General features: G+C 65.0%; 17 protein-coding genes and 1 tRNA gene. 1 reads left to right on the top strand and 17 read right to left on the bottom strand.

The genetic code is table 11. The features are described 5' to 3' along the window. Position 1 precedes the first annotated feature (1 nt). A complete protein-coding gene (locus IPK69_12260; GenBank protein ID QQS08742.1) occupies positions 2 to 985 on the top strand; it encodes an ABC transporter permease in 984 nt (327 codons plus the stop codon). Between the two features lie 64 nt (positions 986 to 1,049). Here the strand turns inward: IPK69_12260 and rpsF are convergent, their stop codons facing one another. From rpsF to IPK69_12175, 17 genes are all read right to left on the bottom strand, one after another. Then, entirely contained in the window at positions 1,050 to 1,520 is a 471-nt protein-coding gene (gene rpsF / locus IPK69_12255) for a 30S ribosomal protein S6 (GenBank protein QQS08741.1), read from the bottom strand. A 90-nt stretch (positions 1,521 to 1,610) separates the two neighbouring features. After that, positions 1,611 to 2,309 (bottom strand): aminoacyl-tRNA hydrolase, encoded by a 699-nt coding sequence (locus tag IPK69_12250; protein ID QQS08740.1) that lies wholly within the window; start codon positions 2,307 to 2,309, stop codon positions 1,611 to 1,613. A 57-nt stretch (positions 2,310 to 2,366) separates the two neighbouring features. Next, entirely contained in the window at positions 2,367 to 3,074 is a 708-nt protein-coding gene (locus IPK69_12245; protein QQS08739.1) for a 50S ribosomal protein L25, read from the bottom strand. 78 nt (positions 3,075 to 3,152) lie between these two features. After that, positions 3,153 to 4,133, bottom strand: a complete 981-nt coding sequence (locus IPK69_12240) for a ribose-phosphate pyrophosphokinase (protein ID QQS08738.1) — start codon at positions 4,131 to 4,133, stop codon at positions 3,153 to 3,155. Then, positions 4,130 to 4,900: an NTP transferase domain-containing protein gene (locus tag IPK69_12235; protein ID QQS08737.1), complete on the bottom strand. Its 771-nt coding sequence runs from the start codon at positions 4,898 to 4,900 to the stop codon at positions 4,130 to 4,132. The genes IPK69_12240 and IPK69_12235 overlap by 4 nt, the downstream gene beginning before the upstream one ends. Positions 4,901 to 4,946: 46 nt before the next feature. Next, positions 4,947 to 5,018 (bottom strand) — tRNA-Gln (locus IPK69_12230). 326 nt (positions 5,019 to 5,344) lie between these two features. Then, positions 5,345 to 6,379 (bottom strand): hypothetical protein, encoded by a 1,035-nt coding sequence (locus IPK69_12225; protein ID QQS08736.1) that lies wholly within the window; start codon positions 6,377 to 6,379, stop codon positions 5,345 to 5,347. Positions 6,380 to 6,631: 252 nt separating this feature from the next. After that, complete coding sequence (locus IPK69_12220; GenBank protein ID QQS08735.1) at positions 6,632 to 7,954, bottom strand: tyrosine--tRNA ligase; 1,323 nt, start codon at positions 7,952 to 7,954, stop codon at positions 6,632 to 6,634. Between the two features lie 52 nt (positions 7,955 to 8,006). Then, the gene (locus tag IPK69_12215; protein QQS08734.1) at positions 8,007 to 9,071 is read right to left on the bottom strand and encodes a prepilin-type N-terminal cleavage/methylation domain-containing protein; all 1,065 of its coding nucleotides are present in this window, start codon (positions 9,069 to 9,071) and stop codon (positions 8,007 to 8,009) included. 215 nt (positions 9,072 to 9,286) lie between these two features. Beyond that, complete coding sequence (locus tag IPK69_12210; protein ID QQS08733.1) at positions 9,287 to 10,330, bottom strand: prepilin-type N-terminal cleavage/methylation domain-containing protein; 1,044 nt, start codon at positions 10,328 to 10,330, stop codon at positions 9,287 to 9,289. Between the two features lie 233 nt (positions 10,331 to 10,563). Further along, a complete protein-coding gene (locus tag IPK69_12205; protein ID QQS08732.1) occupies positions 10,564 to 11,640 on the bottom strand; it encodes a prepilin-type N-terminal cleavage/methylation domain-containing protein in 1,077 nt (358 codons plus the stop codon). A 235-nt stretch (positions 11,641 to 11,875) separates the two neighbouring features. Then, a complete protein-coding gene (locus IPK69_12200; GenBank protein QQS08731.1) occupies positions 11,876 to 13,183 on the bottom strand; it encodes a metal ABC transporter permease in 1,308 nt (435 codons plus the stop codon). Then, entirely contained in the window at positions 13,180 to 14,430 is a 1,251-nt protein-coding gene (locus tag IPK69_12195) for a metal ABC transporter permease (GenBank protein ID QQS10481.1), read from the bottom strand. The genes IPK69_12200 and IPK69_12195 overlap by 4 nt, the downstream gene beginning before the upstream one ends. A gap of 146 nt (positions 14,431 to 14,576) precedes the next feature. Next, positions 14,577 to 15,341, bottom strand: a complete 765-nt coding sequence (locus IPK69_12190; protein QQS08730.1) for a metal ABC transporter ATP-binding protein — start codon at positions 15,339 to 15,341, stop codon at positions 14,577 to 14,579. A 137-nt stretch (positions 15,342 to 15,478) separates the two neighbouring features. Then, the gene (locus IPK69_12185) at positions 15,479 to 16,495 is read right to left on the bottom strand and encodes a zinc ABC transporter substrate-binding protein (GenBank protein ID QQS10480.1); all 1,017 of its coding nucleotides are present in this window, start codon (positions 16,493 to 16,495) and stop codon (positions 15,479 to 15,481) included. 179 nt (positions 16,496 to 16,674) lie between these two features. Further along, the gene (locus IPK69_12180; protein ID QQS08729.1) at positions 16,675 to 17,139 is read right to left on the bottom strand and encodes a MarR family transcriptional regulator; all 465 of its coding nucleotides are present in this window, start codon (positions 17,137 to 17,139) and stop codon (positions 16,675 to 16,677) included. Positions 17,140 to 17,165: 26 nt separating this feature from the next. Continuing rightward, positions 17,166 to 17,693, bottom strand: coding sequence for a hypothetical protein (locus IPK69_12175; protein QQS08728.1), 528 nt, complete (start codon positions 17,691 to 17,693; stop codon positions 17,166 to 17,168). Between the last annotated feature and the right edge of the window lie 38 nt (positions 17,694 to 17,731).

Raw genomic sequence — 17,731 nt, 5'->3', positions numbered from 1 at the left:
CATGCTCGCGCTCATCACCCGACGCCTGCTCCTCCTCCCCGTTCTGCTCCTCGCGGTCTACACCATCGTGCTCGCCCTCGCGTGGGCAATCCCGGGCAACCCGCTCGACAAGCCCGAGGGCCGCCGCCCCAGCCCCGAGGTCGTCGAGGCCATGCAGGCGCAATATAACCTCGACTCGTTCCCACGCTTCTACACGTCCTACCTCACACACATCACCGGCGTGGCATGGGCGCGATCACGCCTCGACACTCCGACATCCAACGCCACCCTCCACGCCGAACGAGACATCTTCGACTTCGGCCCCAGCCTCTCGTACAAAGATCAACGCGTCGGCTCCATCATCGCCGCCTCGCTTCCCGTCAGCGTCACCATCGGAGCCGCCGCGATGCTCATCGCGCTCGTCGTGGGCACGGCCGCGGGCGTCCTCGGCGCGATCAAGCCCAAATCCCTCGCCGACTCGGGCACGCTCGCCCTGGCACTCCTGGGCGTCAGCCTCCCGAGTTTCGTCACCGGCTCGGCACTCCTGCTCGTGTTTGCCGTGTGGCTCCGCCTCCTGCCCGTCGCCGAGTGGGGATCGCTCCGCGACCTCGTGCTCCCGTCCGTCACGCTCTCGTTGCCCTACGCCGGGTACATCGCCCGTCTCGCCCGCCTGGGCATGATCGACGCGATGGGCGAGGACTACATCCGCACGGCCCGGGCCAAGGGAGTCCGAGAGTGGCGCGTCGTCATGCGCCACGCTCTGAAAAACGCCTTCCTTCCGGTGCTCAGTTATCTCGGCCCCGCGTGCGCCCTGGCCATGACCGGATCGTTCGTCGTCGAGCGCGTCTTCTCGATCCCCGGCATGGGCCAACACTTCGTCAACGCCGTCCAGAACAAGGACGTCTTCCTGCTCATCGGCGTCGTGCTCGTCTTCTCCACGCTGCTGATCGTGCTGAATCTTGCCGTCGATGTGCTCTATCGCTGGGTCGATCCGCGGATCGCCTGATGTCAAAAAACGAACGCGGCCCGGAGTGGCCCGGGCCGCGCCTGAAATCAAGACTGATGCGAACTCAGTTCGAGGTCTCGTCGCCCTCGTCGCTGCTCGCCTCGGTAACGACCGCAGCCGACGCGGCAGGGCTGGCCGCACGCTCCGAACGCAGTTTCGCCTCGACCTCGAGACCCTTGCGGTCGTCGGCGGCCTCGATCTGGTCCTTGGTCATGTGGTCGCAGCGGAGGATCATCGCGCGGAGAATCTTCTCCGACAGGTTGCAGTCACGCTCGATGTGGGCGATGTTCTCGCCGACGGTCGTGAAGTACGCGAGGATGTAGAGCCCGCGCTTCTGCCCCTTGATCTCGTAGGCGAGGCGCCGCTCGTCCCACTTGCGCATCGCGAGCAGCGTCGCGTGCCCGCGGTGCAGGATCTCGTTGATGTGCTCCACGACGGAGTTGAGATCCGACGCGACGGCCTGGCTGATGAGGAACATCGCCTCATAGGTGTATGTCTGCTTCTCGTTCACGATCTGGGTGGCGGGTTGTGCCATGGTTCGGTCCTTCCTTCTTCTTGCGTGTTTCGCGTGTGTTCTGTCGTGTGGTGATACGGGTGAAACGTGATTGGATTCTCGCGGCGTGCCTCACGCTGGCGGGATCGGCGGCGGCATGGAATTGGTAGGACGAGCAGCCGCGCCCTTGATGTTGGATGGTTTCGGTTCCGACGGCTTTGGGTCCGTCGACTTTGGGTCGGCATTGACCACGTTCATCGCGGCATCGATGCCGCGAGTCGAGAAGAGCACGCACGCCTCCGCCGCCCGATCGAGCGACGCCGAGAGGTCCGCGTGCTCCTCGTCCATGAACCGCGAGAGGACAAAGTCGGCCTGGTCCATCTGGGCCGGCTTGCCTCCCTTGGGCTTGAGTCCCACGCCCACGCGAAGCCGCGGATAGTCGTGCGTGCCGAGCACGCGCGAGATATCCGCGAGCCCGTTGTGCCCGCCGGGGCTTCCGCTCTGGCGAAGCCGGACCGTCCCGACCGGAAGATACAACTCGTCGGAGATGACGAGCAGATCCGCGGGCGCGACTTTGTAGAAGCGCATCGCCTCGCCCACGGCGAGTCCGGATCGGTTCATGTAGGTGGTCGGCTTCATGAGCAGGCAGCGTTCAGTCGTGCGGTCGGGCCTTGGAATCTCGATCTCGACGGTGGCGGAGTTGAAGCGGGCCTTGAGGGGCGCGTGGGCGGCGTAGCGAGCGAGCAGCCGATCGATCACCATGAATCCGGCGTTGTGCCGGGTCTTAGCGTGCTGCCCTTCGGGATTGCCCAGTCCGACGAGAACCTTCATTCCAAAGACTTGATCGCGTGCGGGGTGCGTGCGAATGGGTGCGGGGTGCGTGTGGGATTACTTCTTCTTGTCGCCGGCGGGCTTCGCGTCCTTGCCCGCGGCGGCGGCGCCCTCCTCGGGCTTCTTGGCCGTGATCACCTCGGGGCCGGCGGCGGTCGCGTCGGCGGCGGTCGCCTCGGCGGCGGTCGGGGCCTCGACCTGGATCACGATCTGCGCCACGATCGCGTGCGAGTCGGTGAGCAGTTTCATCGAGGTCGTGGGGAGTTTGACGTCCGCCGCGGTGATCGCGTGCCCGACGTCAAGGCTGGTGATCGTCACCTCGATGGAGTCGGGAAGTTCGAGGACGAGGCACTCGATCTCGAGTTCGCTCGTGGGGTGCATCATGATCGCGCCGGCCTGCTTCAGACCAACCGCCTCGCCCACCAGACGAAGGGGCACACGCGTGTGGACGCGCTCGTTGAGATCGACTCGCGCCAGGTCCGCGTGGATGATGTTCGTGCCGAGGTAATCGAACTGGAGGTCCTTCACCAGAACGACCTGGCCCTCGTCCTTGTTCTTCGTCCCGGGGAAGTCGAGGCGAAAGACCTTCTCGCCCTTGGTGATGTGGGAGATCGCGTCGCGCGCGTCGAGCGTGATCGCGACGGGCGCCTCGCCGTGCCCGTAGAGCACTGCGGGGAGACCGCCCTGCTTGCGGATGCGCTGCGAGTATCGCGAGCCCAGGTGCTCACGCTTCTTCGCGGCCAACAGTGGAGACTTCTCGTGCATGACTTCTTCCTTTCAATCTCTAATCGTGCGCTTCTGAGTTCTGATTCTTGAGTTCCAGTCGCGACGGGCTGGCGATCGCTATCGCTTGACCCCCGCGGTCTTCGTGAACAGGGCGCTGACCGACTCGTTGTTGTGGATGCGGTAGATCGCCTGCGCCAAAAGCGACCCCACGCACAGTTCGACCAGTTTCTCTCCGAGTTCGCGACGCTGCGGCGTTAGGGGGATCGTGTTGCACACGACCACCTTGCTGATCGGACCGTTCTTCAGCCGTTCGACGGCCGGACCCACGAGCACCGGATGCGTGGCGGCGGCGATCACCTGGCGCGCCCCGCGATCCATCACCAGTTTCGCCGCCTCAACCACCGTCCCCGCGGTCGAGATCATGTCATCGAACATCAGGACGGTCTTCCCCTCGACGCTGCCGATGAGGTTCCCCGTCGTGACCGTCGAGCCCGAGAGACGCCGCTTGTTGATGATCGCCAGATCGCCCGAAAGCAGGTTCGCCATGCTCTCGGCGACCTTGACGTTGCCCACGTCCGGGCTGACCAGGCACAGATCGCCCAGTTCGGATCGTTTCTGCAGGAAGTAATCGACGAAGACGGGCGTCGCCGAGAGGTGATCGACGGGGATGTCGAAGAACCCCTGGATCTGGGCGGCATGGAGGTCGATCGCCAGCACGCGCGACGCGCCGGCCGCCGTGATGAGATTCGCCACGAGTTTCGCCGTGATCGGCACGCGTCCCTCGTCCTTGCGGTCCTGGCGCGCGTAGCCGAAATACGGGATCACCACCGAGACCCGGTCGGCGCTGGCGCGACGCAAGCAGTCGATGTAGACCAGGAGTTCCATCAGCGTGTCGTTCACCGGCTCGCACGTCGAGAGGATCACATAGCAGTCACGCCCGCGCACGTCCTCGTCGAGTTTCACGATCAACTCGCCATCGGGGAACGACACGACGCGCGCGGCACCCATCGCCACGCCCATCAGATTGCACACACGTGTGGCGAGCGCATGGCTGGACCGCCCCGCGAAGATCTTCATCTCCCGAGAGTTCCTGCTCATGCCTTGCCTCCAGTGACGCCCGTGCGGGCGCGGAACAACCGATCGACCACGCCCAGATCATCCAGCGTGTTGATCGAGAGCACATCCTCGGGCGGAACGGCCTCGATCACCTCGACTCGCTTGCCCGACCCGAGCAGGAGCGCCGGCACATCCGTCAGGTAGTACTCGCCCGTCAGCGCGTTCCGCGTCACCTTCCCCAGGCTGTCGAAGAGATCGCCCGTGTGGAAGCAGTAGTAACTCGGGTTGACCTCGCGGACCTTGAGTTGCTCCGGCGTGGCGTTCTTCTGCTCAACGATCGCCTGAAAGCGGCCCTTTGAGTCACGCACGATGCGCCCGTACCCCGTGGGATCGTCGATCACGGCGGTCGCGAGCGTGGCCGAAGCGTTGGCCGAACGGTGCCGATCCATGACCTTCGCGATGGTCGAAGATCGAATCAGCGGCCCATCGCCACAGAGCACAAGACAATCCGACGCCCGATCGCCGCCAAGCATCGGCGAGGCCATCTGCACCGCGTGCCCCGTCCCGAGTTGCTCCCCCTGAACGGCAAACTCGACGCGCGGGCCATACGACGCGAGCGCCTCGCGCACGGCCTCCTGCTTGTACCCCACGATGGCGACGATGCGCGCGCAACCCGCGGCGATGCACGCATCGACCACGGCGCACACCATCGGCCGACCGCCCACCGGATGCACGACCTTGGGCAGGTCGGATTTCATCCGAGTGCCCTTGCCCGCGGCGAGGATGATGGCGTGGAGAGGGCGAGTCATGCTCGGCCCCGAGTTGGGTGGCGCCGCTGGTGCCCACGGCAGAAAACTGGTCGACCTGGACTCGAACCAGGACTAACAGAACCAAAATCTGCTGTGCTGCCGATTACACCATCGACCAGTGATGGATGGCGCCGAACTCGGAACAACTCCTGGGGTTGGGCCCGCCGCGGGTGCGGAGGGCGGTGCGTGAGGGACCGTCGAACGCGGTCTCACGCACCCGGAGCGTCCAAGAATGTGACCTCTAGGTCACATGATGGGCTGGGGCGATACGCCGCGGCTTGGTGCTCTACGGCCCACCCGAACGAATCGGTGTGGGCATTTGAGCGGAGCTGGACGACCCATCGCCGCGATGGTCTTCGCCCCTGCCGTGCCTCGGCGAGATTGCACTCGCGTCCGTCACGGTCGGCTCCAAGCGGGGAGAGTGTAGGTGGTCGGGCGGCCGAGTCAATCGGTGGGTGTTTGGGGGGACTCGTCGTCTATGTCGGGATCAGAATCGGGTGACTCCGCTGGCGTTTCGGGCGACGGTTCGGAGAGAGCGTCCTCGCTGATTCGTTCGTAGCAACTGGCAAGGAGTCCCACGAGGGGGAAGGCGGCATTTAGGAATGGGCTTGGGCCAAGGCGGCGCAGGAGCGGGTGGCTGACCGGGGGCGGCTCGATGGGGATCTCGATCGCGTCGAGGGGCTGGGGCATCTCCCAGAAGTGGTCGAGGTTCTGGTCGAAGGCCGGCGGGGGCATCTCGGAGGCGCCGGTGACGCGTTGGACGTAGACGGGCACGGTGCCATGACCGGCCTGCGAGGCGGCACGTCGGTGGAGCAATCGATCGGTGAGATCCTCACGCTCCAGGCCGCGAAGGAGGAACGCGAGGAACGGGTCTGTCGAGAGGCGCGCGGCGAAGAGGTGCGCGACACAGCAGGCGTGCTTGCACCACAGACCGCCGGGCGGTGGCGGCGGCGGGCCACCCGGAGGGCCAGCGATGGTGCAGGTGCATGTCACGCCGAGGTCCGCGGCGGAAGCGGGGAGGAGTCGGAAGCCGAGCGGGATGAAGAGATCCTCGATGCTGGGCGGGACCTCGCCGGAGAGGATCTTGGCGGCGTACATCGCGCTGTCGGCGAGCGCGCCGATGGCCTTGGTCCATTGCTCGGCGTCGAGCGTGGGGATGGTGATGCGTGTCACGTATGCGCGTGGCGCGCGACCCTGCACGACGGCATCGAGTCGGCCTGGCTCGATCGTGAGGCGCTTGGTTTGTCCGAGTTTCGCGTATTCCAGCCCCTCGCGGAGCGCGGCCCCCTCGGCGGCGTCCTCGATGAGACGTGACCAGCGCTGCGAGGCCCAGCCGGCGGCGGGATCACCGACGCCTTCGCTCTGGGTGAGTTTCACGCCACCACGCACACGGCGCGGGTTGGCGGGAAGTGGCTTGGGGACCGGCATGGGCCGGGGCGTGAAGGCGTTGGGGCGGGTTGGGTCGTGGAACTGGGACACGAAGGTTCCTCGGTGGACAGTCGAATCGATGGCGTGGGTCCGTCCGCGCCAGTCCCAAGGATTGGTGGGGACCTGGAGTCGGTCCAGCGCGTGCGGGAGATTGACAGCGGTCATCGACGAAAACGGGGCTGTTTTCGTGAGTCTTTGCGAGATTTGCACATCTCGGACGGAGCGCTTGCCCGACGCGCTAGAATCTACTCGCCGCGTCGTGCGCGGTATTCCCGACCACAACTCATCGATTTCGAATCGGCGTTACTCCCACGTCGTGAGATGCCATTGCTTCTTGCCGCGGCGGAGCGCGATCATGCTGCCGTGGAGGAGGTCTTTGGTTGAGAGCGTCGTGTCCGGCTCGGCCTTTTTGCCATTGATCGTAACGGATCCAGCCTGGAGGAACTCGCGCGCCTCGCGCTTGCTCTTGGCGAGCGCGGTCGTCACGAGCAGATCCAGCAGCACCACTCCCCCGCTACCACCACCACTCTCGAGTTGCGATCGTGGGTGTGTGCTTGCGGGGACTGTGGAGAGCACCTCGCGGAGGGTCTTCTCGGAGAGGCCCGCGATCTCGCCCGAGAAGAGCGCTTTGGCGGCGCTCTCGGCGTGATCGGCCTCGGTGGTGCCGTGGAGCATCTCGGTCATGTGCCGCGCGAGGGCGCGATGGGCGGCCCGCTCGCCGGGGTTCTGCGCGTGCGAGGCTTCGAGCGATTCGATGTCGGGGCGCGAGAGGAACGTGAACGTCCGCAGAAACTTGGGGATGTCGGCGTCGGCGGAGTTGAGCCAGAACTGGTAGAAGGCGAAGGGGCTGGTGCGATCGGCGGTGAGCCAGATGGCGCCGGTCTCGGTCTTGCCGAACTTCCCGCCGTCGGCCTTGGTGATGAGGGGCGTGGTGATGACGAAGGCGTGCTCACGCTCGGCCTGATCGGCGTGCTCGGCGGCATGGGTCTTTCGGATGAGGTCGGTGCCGGCGGTCATGTTGCCCCACTGGTCGCTCCCGCCGAGTTGGATGGTGACGCCGAGGGACTTGTGGAGGTGGAGGAAGTCGTAGGCCTGGAGGATCATGTAACTGAACTCGGTGTAACTGATGCCTTGATCGCGGTTGTGGAGGCGATCGCGGACCGAGTCCTTCTGGATCATCGCGTTGACGGAGAAGTGCTTGCCGACGTCACGCAGGGCGTCGAGGTAGGTGAGTTTCAAGAGCCAGTCGGCGTTGTCGACGAGGATCGCGGCGTTCTTGGACGCGGGCGAGAAGTCGATAGCGCGCTCGAAGATGCGCTTGATGGAGGCGACGTTGCTGGCGACGCGCTCGCGGGTCAGGAGTTGCCTCTCGGCGGACTTGCCGCTGGGGTCGCCGATGAGTCCTGTGCCGCCGCCGGCGAGGACGATGGGCTGGTGGCCGCAGCGTTGGAAGCGGGCGAGGAGGAGGATGGGGACGAGGTTGCCGATGGTGAGCGAGTCGGCGGTGGGATCGAAGCCGCAGTAGGCCCGGCGCTGCGCCGAGGCGAGGTGGGTGCGGATGGCGACGGGATCGGAGGCCTGATGGAGCAGGCCCCGCCATTCAAGTTCGGCGAGGAAGTCGGTCATGCGGGGGAGGGTACGCGCTTGACCGGGGGTGACTGACGTAGAAATCAGCCGTTCACCATGTGATCTGGCTGGCGTTTGTGGGAAAGGTCCAATCGGCCCGGTCGGCCATGTTGGCCCACTTGCGCATGTCGCGGAGTTGCTCGAGGGACTGCATCTCGACGTGCCCATCGACCATGGCGGTGACGGCCTTGTTATGGTAGCGCATGTCCATCATGCCCCAGGTGCCGGCAACGGCGGAGGGGTTGAAATTGTTGGAGGGGTACCAGCGATTTGCTAGCGTGTAGGCCTGCCGGAATCCACCTCTGTGATATGGTGACATCGTGGGTGGAAGTACTGTGTAGTACCCGGGGCGAATCACACCCGAGTTGGGAATGGCTTCGCCGTACGACCAACCTGCACCGGTCGCCACATCTCCACCTCGGGACGAAGCGAACTCGAGCATTGTGCTTGGATACCGGACATCGGCACCTCGCTGGACGTAGAACTGCCCGCCAGAGATCTTTGGGTTACCAGCCGGAGTCGGGTTTCCATAGGGCGAGTACAAATCCGAGTTTTGATCGTCTATCGAGGGCCCCTGCCCACGGAACGCACCGAAAGAATAGTTACCACCGTAATACACCGTGTTCATGCCGAGTGATGGATGCCAGGCGAATGCACTCAGACTTTCATCCATCAAATATGTGCTGTAGTTCATGTCTGACGAGAAATATCCATAGACAGGCCGTGAGAGAAAGTTCAAATATGTAGCCTTGTCCAGTTGGACTGATTCCAACGGAAACGAGTTCCACGACACAAAGTGCATGACCCAGATCTTCGTGATGGAGCCCATGAGACGACGGCGAGGATTCCATGGATCAGAAGGGAGCAAACTGTACCTGTTCGCCGGAGCGTGGTTCCAAGACCAGTGACATCCTCCGGGAAGGATCATGTCCTTTGAGTCCGACTGGTACGCAACTGATGCCGTAACCATCTGGTGGGCAACGCCCTGCTCCTTGAGCGATTTGGCCGTGGTCTTGGCGGCGGCGAACGAGGGGAGGAGCAGGCTGATGAGGAGAGCGATGATGGCGATGACGACGAGAAGTTCGATGAGTGTGAAGCCGCGGCGGATGAGGGACATGAGATTCTCCTGCATGTATTCAGTTGTGCGAATGCACCGCGAGGCCTTGTTACCCGAACGGGCGCCTCGATACGAGGTTATACCGGGCCGTGTTTGTGACGGTTGCAGGAGGCGATCGGAATTATTGATTCCATTCAGCGCGAACATCGTGTGATCAGTTGCATGAACAACCGCGCGACGATGTGTGATGTCTCGCTTGGCATACGACCGGGAGATCACCACTGGATCTGGCGGATGTTCGTCGGGAAGGTCCAGTTGGGCTTGTTCGCGACGTTGGACCACTTCCGCATGTCGCGGAGTTGCTCGAGGGTCTGGAGTTCGGCGTGGCCATCGGCGGTGACGGTGACGGCGTGGTTGTCGTGGCGCAGGTCCATCATGCCCCAGGCGCCGGGGATTTGGGCGGGGTTGTAGGTGTTGGAGGAGATCCAGGCGTTGGCGAGGGAGTAGGGCTGGGAGTATGAGCCGCGTCCATTGGGCGAGGCGGCGGGCGGGAGGACGGCCCAGTGGCCGGGGCGGATTGTGCCGGAGTTGGGGATGGCGGCACCGTAGTTCCAGAAGGCGCCGCCATTGATCACGTCGCCGGCGCGGGCGGAAGCGAAGATGATGAGTTGGCTGGGGCGTTTGATGGCGTCGAAGGACTGGACGTAGAACTGACCGCCTGAGGTGCGGGGGTTGGGGGCGGGCGCGGGGTTTCCGAAGGGGCTGCTGCCGCCGGAGGTTTGGCCTCGGAAGGCGCCGAAGACGTAGGCTCCGCCGACGTATGCGGCGTTCATGCCGAGGGTGGGGTGCCAGGCGTAGGCGGTTTGGCGCGAGGAGATGGTGTAGGACTCGATATTGGCGGAGACGGTTTGGGGGAGCGGCGAGCGTGCATCGAAGACGTTGCGTGTGGCGCGATCGACGACGAAGGTCTCGGGGCGGAGATATCCGGCGCCCATGAGGTGGAGCGTCCAGACCTTGACCTCGCTGCCGCTCATGCGACGCGATGTGTTCCAGGGATTGCGCGGGAAGAGGCTGTAGGCGGATTCGGGCTGGTGGACCCAGGCCCAGTGGGCGGCGGAGGGCATGATGCGGCCTCGGTTGTCACTGGCGTAGGACCGCAGGGCGATGAGTTGGTCCTTGGCGGCGGCGAGTTCGCGCGCGGCGCTGGCGGCGTCGAGCGTGGCGCGGCGCGCGGGGAAGGCCGTGGCGAGGAACAGGATGAGGACCGCGAGGGCGACGAGGACTTCGAGGAGCGTGAGGGCGCGGCGAGGGGAGGACATGCGAGCGTCTCCGGTGGTGGCGAGTCGTCAAGCCGACACGACGAAGAAGCGTACAGGGACGGGAGTCAGGCGGTTGCGAGCGGGTTGCGGATGGATTCCAGAATGTGTGAATGGCCTCAGGGACGCGGTCTGGGACAGCGGCGTTCCCTCGGTCGTCTTTAGCCTCCAGAGGAAAAAACAACCGGCCCGAGTTCGGGCCGGTTGCTCATGAGTGCGTTGGGATTGACGACGGCTTACCAGTTGATCTGGGCGGCCGAGGTTGGGAAGGTCCAGTTGGCGCTGGTGGCGACGTTGGACCACTTGCGCATGTCGCGGAGTTGCTCGAGGTTCTGCATCTCGACATGCCCATCGACCATGGCGGTGACGGCCTTGCCTTCGTAGCGCATGTCCATCATGCCCCAGGTGCCGGCGACGGCGGCGGGGTTGAACTTGTTGGAGGGGTTCCAGGCGTTGGCGAGGGTGTATGCGGCGTTGAACCCACCGCGGGCATAGGGCGAGGCGACGGGGGCGGAGACGGTGTAGTAGCCGGGGCGGATAACGCCGGAGTTGGGAATCGTCTGGCCATAGCCCCAGAAGGCGCCGCCGGACTGAATGTCACCGCCGCGAGCGGAGGCGAACTGGAGCATGGTGCTGGGGTAACGGACATCGGCGCCGCGCTGGACGTAGAACTGGCCACCGGAGGCTCGTGGGTTGCCAGCGGGAGTGGGGTTGCCGTATCCAGAGTTCAGATCGGGTGGGTTGGTCACGGGAGCGCTCTGGCCGCGGAACGCACCGAAGGAGTAGTTACCGCCGTAGTACGTGGTGTTCATACCGAGCGAGGGGTGCCAGGCGAACGCACCGGCGGCCTCGGTCGAGCCGTATTGCCAGAAACCACCTGCGGCGGCGAAGCCGGTGTTCGCACGTGAGTTGAACGCGATAAAAGTGGCCTTGTCGATCTGGATGCCTTCGAGGGGGAAGGTGTTCCAGGCGAGGTAGTAGAGGGTCCAGGCCTTGGTGATGGACCCTTCGAGGCGACGGCGGGTGTTCCACGGATCGCCGGGGAAGATGCTGTATCGATTGGCGGGGGCATGGTTCCAGGCCCAGTGGCAGCCGCCGGGGAGGATCTTGTCCTTGGAGTCGGATTGGTATCCGGCGGAGGCGACGACCATCTCGTGGCCGATGGCTTGCTCTTTCAGCGTTTTGGCGACGACCTTGGCCTTGCTGAGCGCGGGGAGGAGAAGGCTGATGAGGAGCGCGATGATCGCGATGACCACGAGCAACTCGATGAGCGTGAATCCATGACGCTTGAGAGCCAACGAACGCATCTTCATGATGACCTCCGAACGACAATCGGCGAGGCGGAATGCGCTGGCCGAACCCCTAGGCGCTGAGAGACGCCCAAAGAACCCACGAGTAGACGACATACACACTATCAGAGTCTTCGGTTGAATGCAAGCGAGGGATGCGGTGGATGTTGGGGGCGGTTGCAGAGATGTGGGGCGATAAGTCGGTTGAGCAACCCATGCCAGACTCGTTCTTATTTTGTTCGCATATTGAACATACACGTCATTCTGAGGGAATACGACGCCCGTGGGGGTCGTGTTCGGCATCTGGAGGTGTGAGATTCGTGTGTTCGAGTTTTTCGGCGATGTCGTGGACGTGGTCGGGGGCGAGGCCGGCCTCGTCGACGAGGTAGGTCTCCCAGAGGCGGTGGGTTCGGACGAGATTCCGGGCGCGATCGAGACCGGATGGCGTGAGCGTGACTCGATCGTTGGCGAGAGCGATGAGATCGGCCTGGCGCGCGATGGCGAGTGTCCTGGGTTCTGCCGCGAAACCGAGAGAGGCGACCGAAAGTGGCTCGGCCTCGATCTCCTTGGCGCGGTAGAGCATGGCGAGAAGGTCGTCGAGGGCAATCTCGCGCGTGAGTCGCTTCTGACGGAGCGTGCGGGCGAGGACACCATGCGTGGGCGCGAAGAGTGCGGCGAGGGCGAGGATGAGGCCGCTGGCCACGGCGATGGATCCGGCGACGCTGACGGAGTCGCGGCCCATGGCGCTGGGAATGTAGATGGCGCTGGCGTAGCCCGATACCGCGGACGTGAGAGCGAGAACGAGGCTTGCCCAGATTTGTGTGTTGAGGCGATCGGTGAGGAGGCGTGCGGCGGCCGGAGGGCAGATAAGCATGGCGATGACGAGAATGGAGCCGACGGCCTCGAAGGATGCGACGGTGGCTGCGGCGACGAGGGCCATGAGGAGCATGTGGAGCGCGCCGGCGCGGAAGCCTTGTGCCGTGGCGAGGGCGGGATCGAAGGCGGCGAGGCGGAACTCCTTGAAGAGAATCGCGACGCAGGTGGATGAGATCAGGAGCACGACGAGGAGCGTGACGACGGGGCGTGGGATGTGAGCGAGGTTGGAGAGTGAGAAGATGCCGCCCCATGTGTGGGGCGTGTCGTGCGGGAGGTTGAGCGTGAGGCCTTCGAGGACGCCATGGAGGACGCAGTCGGCGTCGAGATCGACGCTGCGCATGCGATCGCTCGAGAGCAGGAGAACGCCGAAGGCGAAGAGGACGGAGAAAACGACGCCCATCGCGGCCCCCGGCTCGACGCGCCCGAGTTTGCGAACGAGTTCGATGAGGATCACGGTGACAAGCCCCGCGACGGCGGCACCGAGGAACATGGGAATCGGGAGACGCTGCTGGGTGATGAGGAAGGCGACGACGAGGCCGGGGAGGACGGCATGGGAGATCGCATCGCCCATCATGCTCTGGCGGCGGAGGACGAGATAGTTGCCCAGGAGCGCGCAGACGAGGGAGGCCAGCGTCGCCGCGAGGAGCGGGAAGAGATCGAGGGTGATGAACTGGAAGATGGAGTCGCTCATGGGGCGGCTCCGATGGTTGGTGTGGGAGTGCGGAGATCGATGCCGTCCTGGCCGAGGGCGTCTTCGAGTTGGCGGATGAGATCCGCGGAGAGGACGTGCTCGACCTGATCGACGGACCAGTCGACGTGGGACGGGGCGATGTCGGCGTGGGTGATGAGGTACTGCTCCCAGAGGCGATGGTTGCGATAGACGCGGGCGCCGCGGGCGAGTGCGGCTGGGGTTGGCTCCAGGCCGGCGGGTGTGGAGCGAACGTAATGGCGTGTGCGAAGCGCCGTTGCCACAGCGGCACGGGTGAACGGGTCGAGGCCTCGGGTCTTGGTCAAGTCCTGGAGCGTGGCGTGGGTCAGCACGGGTCGATCGGACTCGAGGGAGCGCTCGTAGGCGGCCTCGCAGACGTGATCGACCTCGAAGCGGAGGCGGAGGCGAATGCGGCGCACGAGTCCGGCAACCACGCCACGACGAGGCGCTGCGATCATGCTGACGAGGAAGAGCACGCCCGAGGTCAGGACGATGACGCTCCCGGCGGGCTTGCCCGGGAAGAGGGCGGAGATAGAGGAGCCGAGATAGCCGCTGAGCGTGCCGAAGCAGGCCGCGAGGACGAAGAGGAGCCAGAGTCGATCGGTCCAGAACCTCGCGGCGACGGGGGGGATGATGAGCATCGCAACGACGAGGATGAGGCCGACGGCCTGGAGACCCGAGACGGTGACGAGGACGATGAGGGCCATCATCGCGAGATCGAGGCGTGAGACGGGCCAGCCCTGCACGAGCGAGAACTCGTCGTCAAAGGCGACGACGGCGAACTCCTTGCTGAGCAGGAGGACCGCGACGATGGAGAGGCCGGCGATGGCGGACATGAGGATCGCGTCGGCGGGGAGCATGGCGGCGGTCTGGCCATAGATGAATCGAGGAAGGCCCGCGGCGTTACCTGCTCGCATGGTCTGGACGATGCTTAGGAGGACGATGCCAAACCCAAAGAAGGTGCTGAGGATGGCGCCGAGGCAGGCGTCTTCCTTCAGGCGCGTGCGTGTCTTGAGCCATTGGACGGCGAGGACGCCGAGGACGCCGGTGATCGCGGCGCCTGTCATGAGCAGCGGGAGGCTTTTGGCGTTGACGCCGAGCGTGGTGGCGAGGATGAAAGCGAGGGCGATCCCGGGGAGTGAGGCGTGGCTGAGCGTGTCGGCCATGAGGGAACGCTTGCGCATGAGGGCGAGGACACCGACGAGCCCGGCGGCGAGCCCGAGGAGCATCGTGCCGGCGATGACGAGATTGGTGTTGTACCCGGCGCGGAAGGTGAGGACACTGAGCGCATCGTGGAGCGTGGGCCATTGCGTCACGCGTGCGAGGGAGCCTTGATCGGGCGAGACCGCGTCACTGAGATTGGCCAACGTGGGCGTCACCGGTTTGTGCCCCCACTGCTTCCGGTGCTGCCCACGCCCGCCTTTGCGACGGCTTCGGCGGCGTCGGCGAGGAGCGTGAGGCGGCCGCCGTAGGTGCGGTGGAGATTCTGCGGCGTGAAGACCTGGTCGACGGGCCCCGCGGCGACGACGCGCATGTTGAGGAGGAGCGCGTGGTCGAAGTATTCCGGGACGCTCTGGAGATCGTGGTGGACACAGATGACGGTCTTGCCCTGGGCGCGGAGTTCGCGGAGGACCTCGATGATCGCACGCTCGGTGGCGGCATCGACGCCGGCGAACGGCTCGTCCATGAAGTAGAGATCGGCCTCCTGGGCGAGGGCGCGAGCGAGGAAGACGCGTTGCTGCTGCCCACCCGAGAGTTGGCTGATCTGGCGGTCGGCGAAGTCGGCCATGCCAACGCGCTCGAGGGCGTGTCGAGCGGCGTCCTTGTGCTGGCGCGAGACTCGGCGGAACCAGCCAATCTTGCGGTATCGACCCATGCAGACGACGTCGAGCGCCGATACCGGAAAGTCCCAATCGACGGATTCACGCTGGGGGACATAGCCGATGCGGGCGCGGGCGTCGGCGAGCGGCTCGCCCCAGAACTCGACGGTGCCGGAGGCGCGTGGGACGATGCCGAGGCAGCCCTTGATGAGGGTGCTCTTGCCGGCGCCGTTGGGCCCGACGATCGCGACGAGGGCTCCCACGGGGGCGTCGTAGTCGACATCCCAGAGGACGGGTTTTTTGTTGTACGCGATCGTCATCGCGTGGATCGCGACGGGTGACTGGGCTGAGTGTTCGGGGCGGGCGTCGAGAATGGAGCGCGTTGGAACCGCACCCGGTGGGAGGGTTGAGCGTGACTCGGGTGAGTGTTCGGTGGCGACCGTGGTCTCGCGTTGGGTCACTTCGAGTCTCCCGCGGCGGCCTCTTTGAGTTTCCCCTGCCAGCCGCCGATCGGGGCGTCGCCGCCGAGTGCTCGGACGATGGTGGTGACGTTGTGGTCGATCATGCCGAGGTAGGTTCCCTCGTAGGTTCCAGTCGGACCCATGGCGTCGCTGTAGAGCGTGCCGCCGATGTGGACGACGTGTCCCTGGGCCTTGGCGCCGGCGATCAGAGCATTGACGTTGCGCTCGGAGACGGTGGACTCGATGAAGACCGCGGGGACGTGGCGTGAGACGATGAGGCTCACGAGGCGCTCGATGTCCTGCACACCGGCCTCGGACTCGGTGGAGAGGCCCTGGATGCCGACGACTTCGATGTCGTAGCGCCGGCCGAAGTAGTTGAAGGCGTCGTGGGCGGTGATGAGGACGCGACTGTCCTTGGGGATCGTGGCGATCGCGGCGGTCGCGTAGTTGTGGAGGGCGTGGATCTGCTCGATGATGTGCTGAGCATTGGCCTCGAATACGGGCTTGCCCTTGGGGTCGTGCTCGATGAGGCGATCGCGCACGACCTCGACCGCCTTGGCCCACGCGAGCGGGTCCATCCAGACGTGGGGATCGACGTGGCCGGCGAAGGCCGGCGGCTCGAGGAGTTCCGACTCATCGAGGAGTTCAGTGACGGCGTGCACGGGCCTCCCGGCGCTCGCGGCGCGGACGAGGACGTCGGTCATCTTGCCCTCGAGGAGCAGCCCGTTGTAGAAGATGATGTCGGCGCCCATGAGTTCCTGGATGTCGGATCTGGTGGGCTTGTAGAGGTGCGGGTCGATGCCCTCTCCGAGGAGGCCGACGACCTGGGCGCGTTCGCCCGCGACGCCTCGGACGATGTCGGTGACCATGCCGACGGTGGTGACGACCTTGGGAAGGCGGTGCTCGACGGGCGCGTTGGAAGAGGCCGCGTTGGGTGAGTTGGAGCGGGAGTCACAGGCGATGAGGAGCACGGCGCAGAGCAGCGGGAACACGAGGACGAAGATGCGACTCATGAGATCGGCCTGGAGGCGCGTGGGCCTCAGTGTTGTGGGGCGGGGTGTCGTTCCTGAGCGTGAGTGATTCATGGGAGGGCTCTCGTGATCGCTGGCGTGTCGTGCAAGTGTAGGCATGGCTACATGTAGCATCGGCTACAGAAATGGACACGGCACAGCGAGACATGGGTGCATCGGACTTAATGGACCTTTCGGGTGGGTCTGGGGACGCGTGCTGGGGTTGACTTCGGGCGTGGAATGGGCGACTTGGCCCGCGTGATGGCTCGGAAGCGGGCGATCGTCTTGGGGCTGGCGTGGTGCTCGATGCCCTCGGCGTCGATGGCGGCGACCGTCGCCGGAACCCCGATCGCGACAAGGAACGCGTAGACGGCGTCGTGCCGCTCGCGGGCACGCTTGGCGAGCGCGCCGCCGCGGCGCGTGAGTTCGATGGGACGATGCGGCTCGGTCGTGAGCAGCCCCTCACGCACGAGGCGACTGACGATCCGCGTGACCGTGACGTGGCTCACGCCGAAGCGCGAGGCGAGATCCTTCACGCGGCAGCACCCACGCGACGCCGAGAACTCGGCGACGGCCTCGACATAGTCCTGTGCCGTTTCCTGCGCATGGTCGTCACGCGTTCGGCGATGGGCGTCTTTGTTGCTCATGAATGGGAGTGCGTGTAGAGCGGGGGCTACTTGGTGGCCACGAAGATCCCCTGGGCATCGATCACGAGTGAGGCCCCCTCGATCGCTCGGACTTTGCCGACGACGGTGACGGTGCTGAGTTCCTTCATGCCGCCGACGCCTTTGAGTGTGGCCTTGATGACCTTGCCGCTGTCATCCACGACGTTGATCGTCGCGGCGTGGGCGGCGATGTCCTCGCTGGTCTCGCAGCAGTAATCCCAAGGAGTGGTGCAGGTGTCGCCTGGCGTGTCGGCGCACGAGGGGATGCCAGGGCCGACGAGTGTGAAGACCGCGCGATCCTCGGCGAAGGGCTTCATCATGCCGCCGATCTTGCCGGAGATCGTGACGATCTCGCCCACCTTGGCCGCGGACTTGGCGTCCTCGACAGGCTTGGCGTCGCTGGGAGCGTTGGCGAGCATGAGGGTCTCAGGGAGAGCCGCGGCGGGCTGAGGCTTGGGAGCCGGCGATGAGGCTTTCTCGCAGGCACTCAGAAAGAAGACGGCGGCGAGCAGTATGGCGATCGTGGGCTTGGTCATGGTGACTCCTTCGGTGATCTGTGGTTCGACGATTGAAT

It is taken from the genome of Phycisphaerales bacterium, from assembly GCA_016699835.1.
Taxonomy (GTDB): domain Bacteria; phylum Planctomycetota; class Phycisphaerae; order Phycisphaerales; family UBA1924.
The sequence above is the reverse complement of the archived record's forward strand: the minus strand, read 5'-3'. Positions and strand labels throughout refer to the sequence as shown.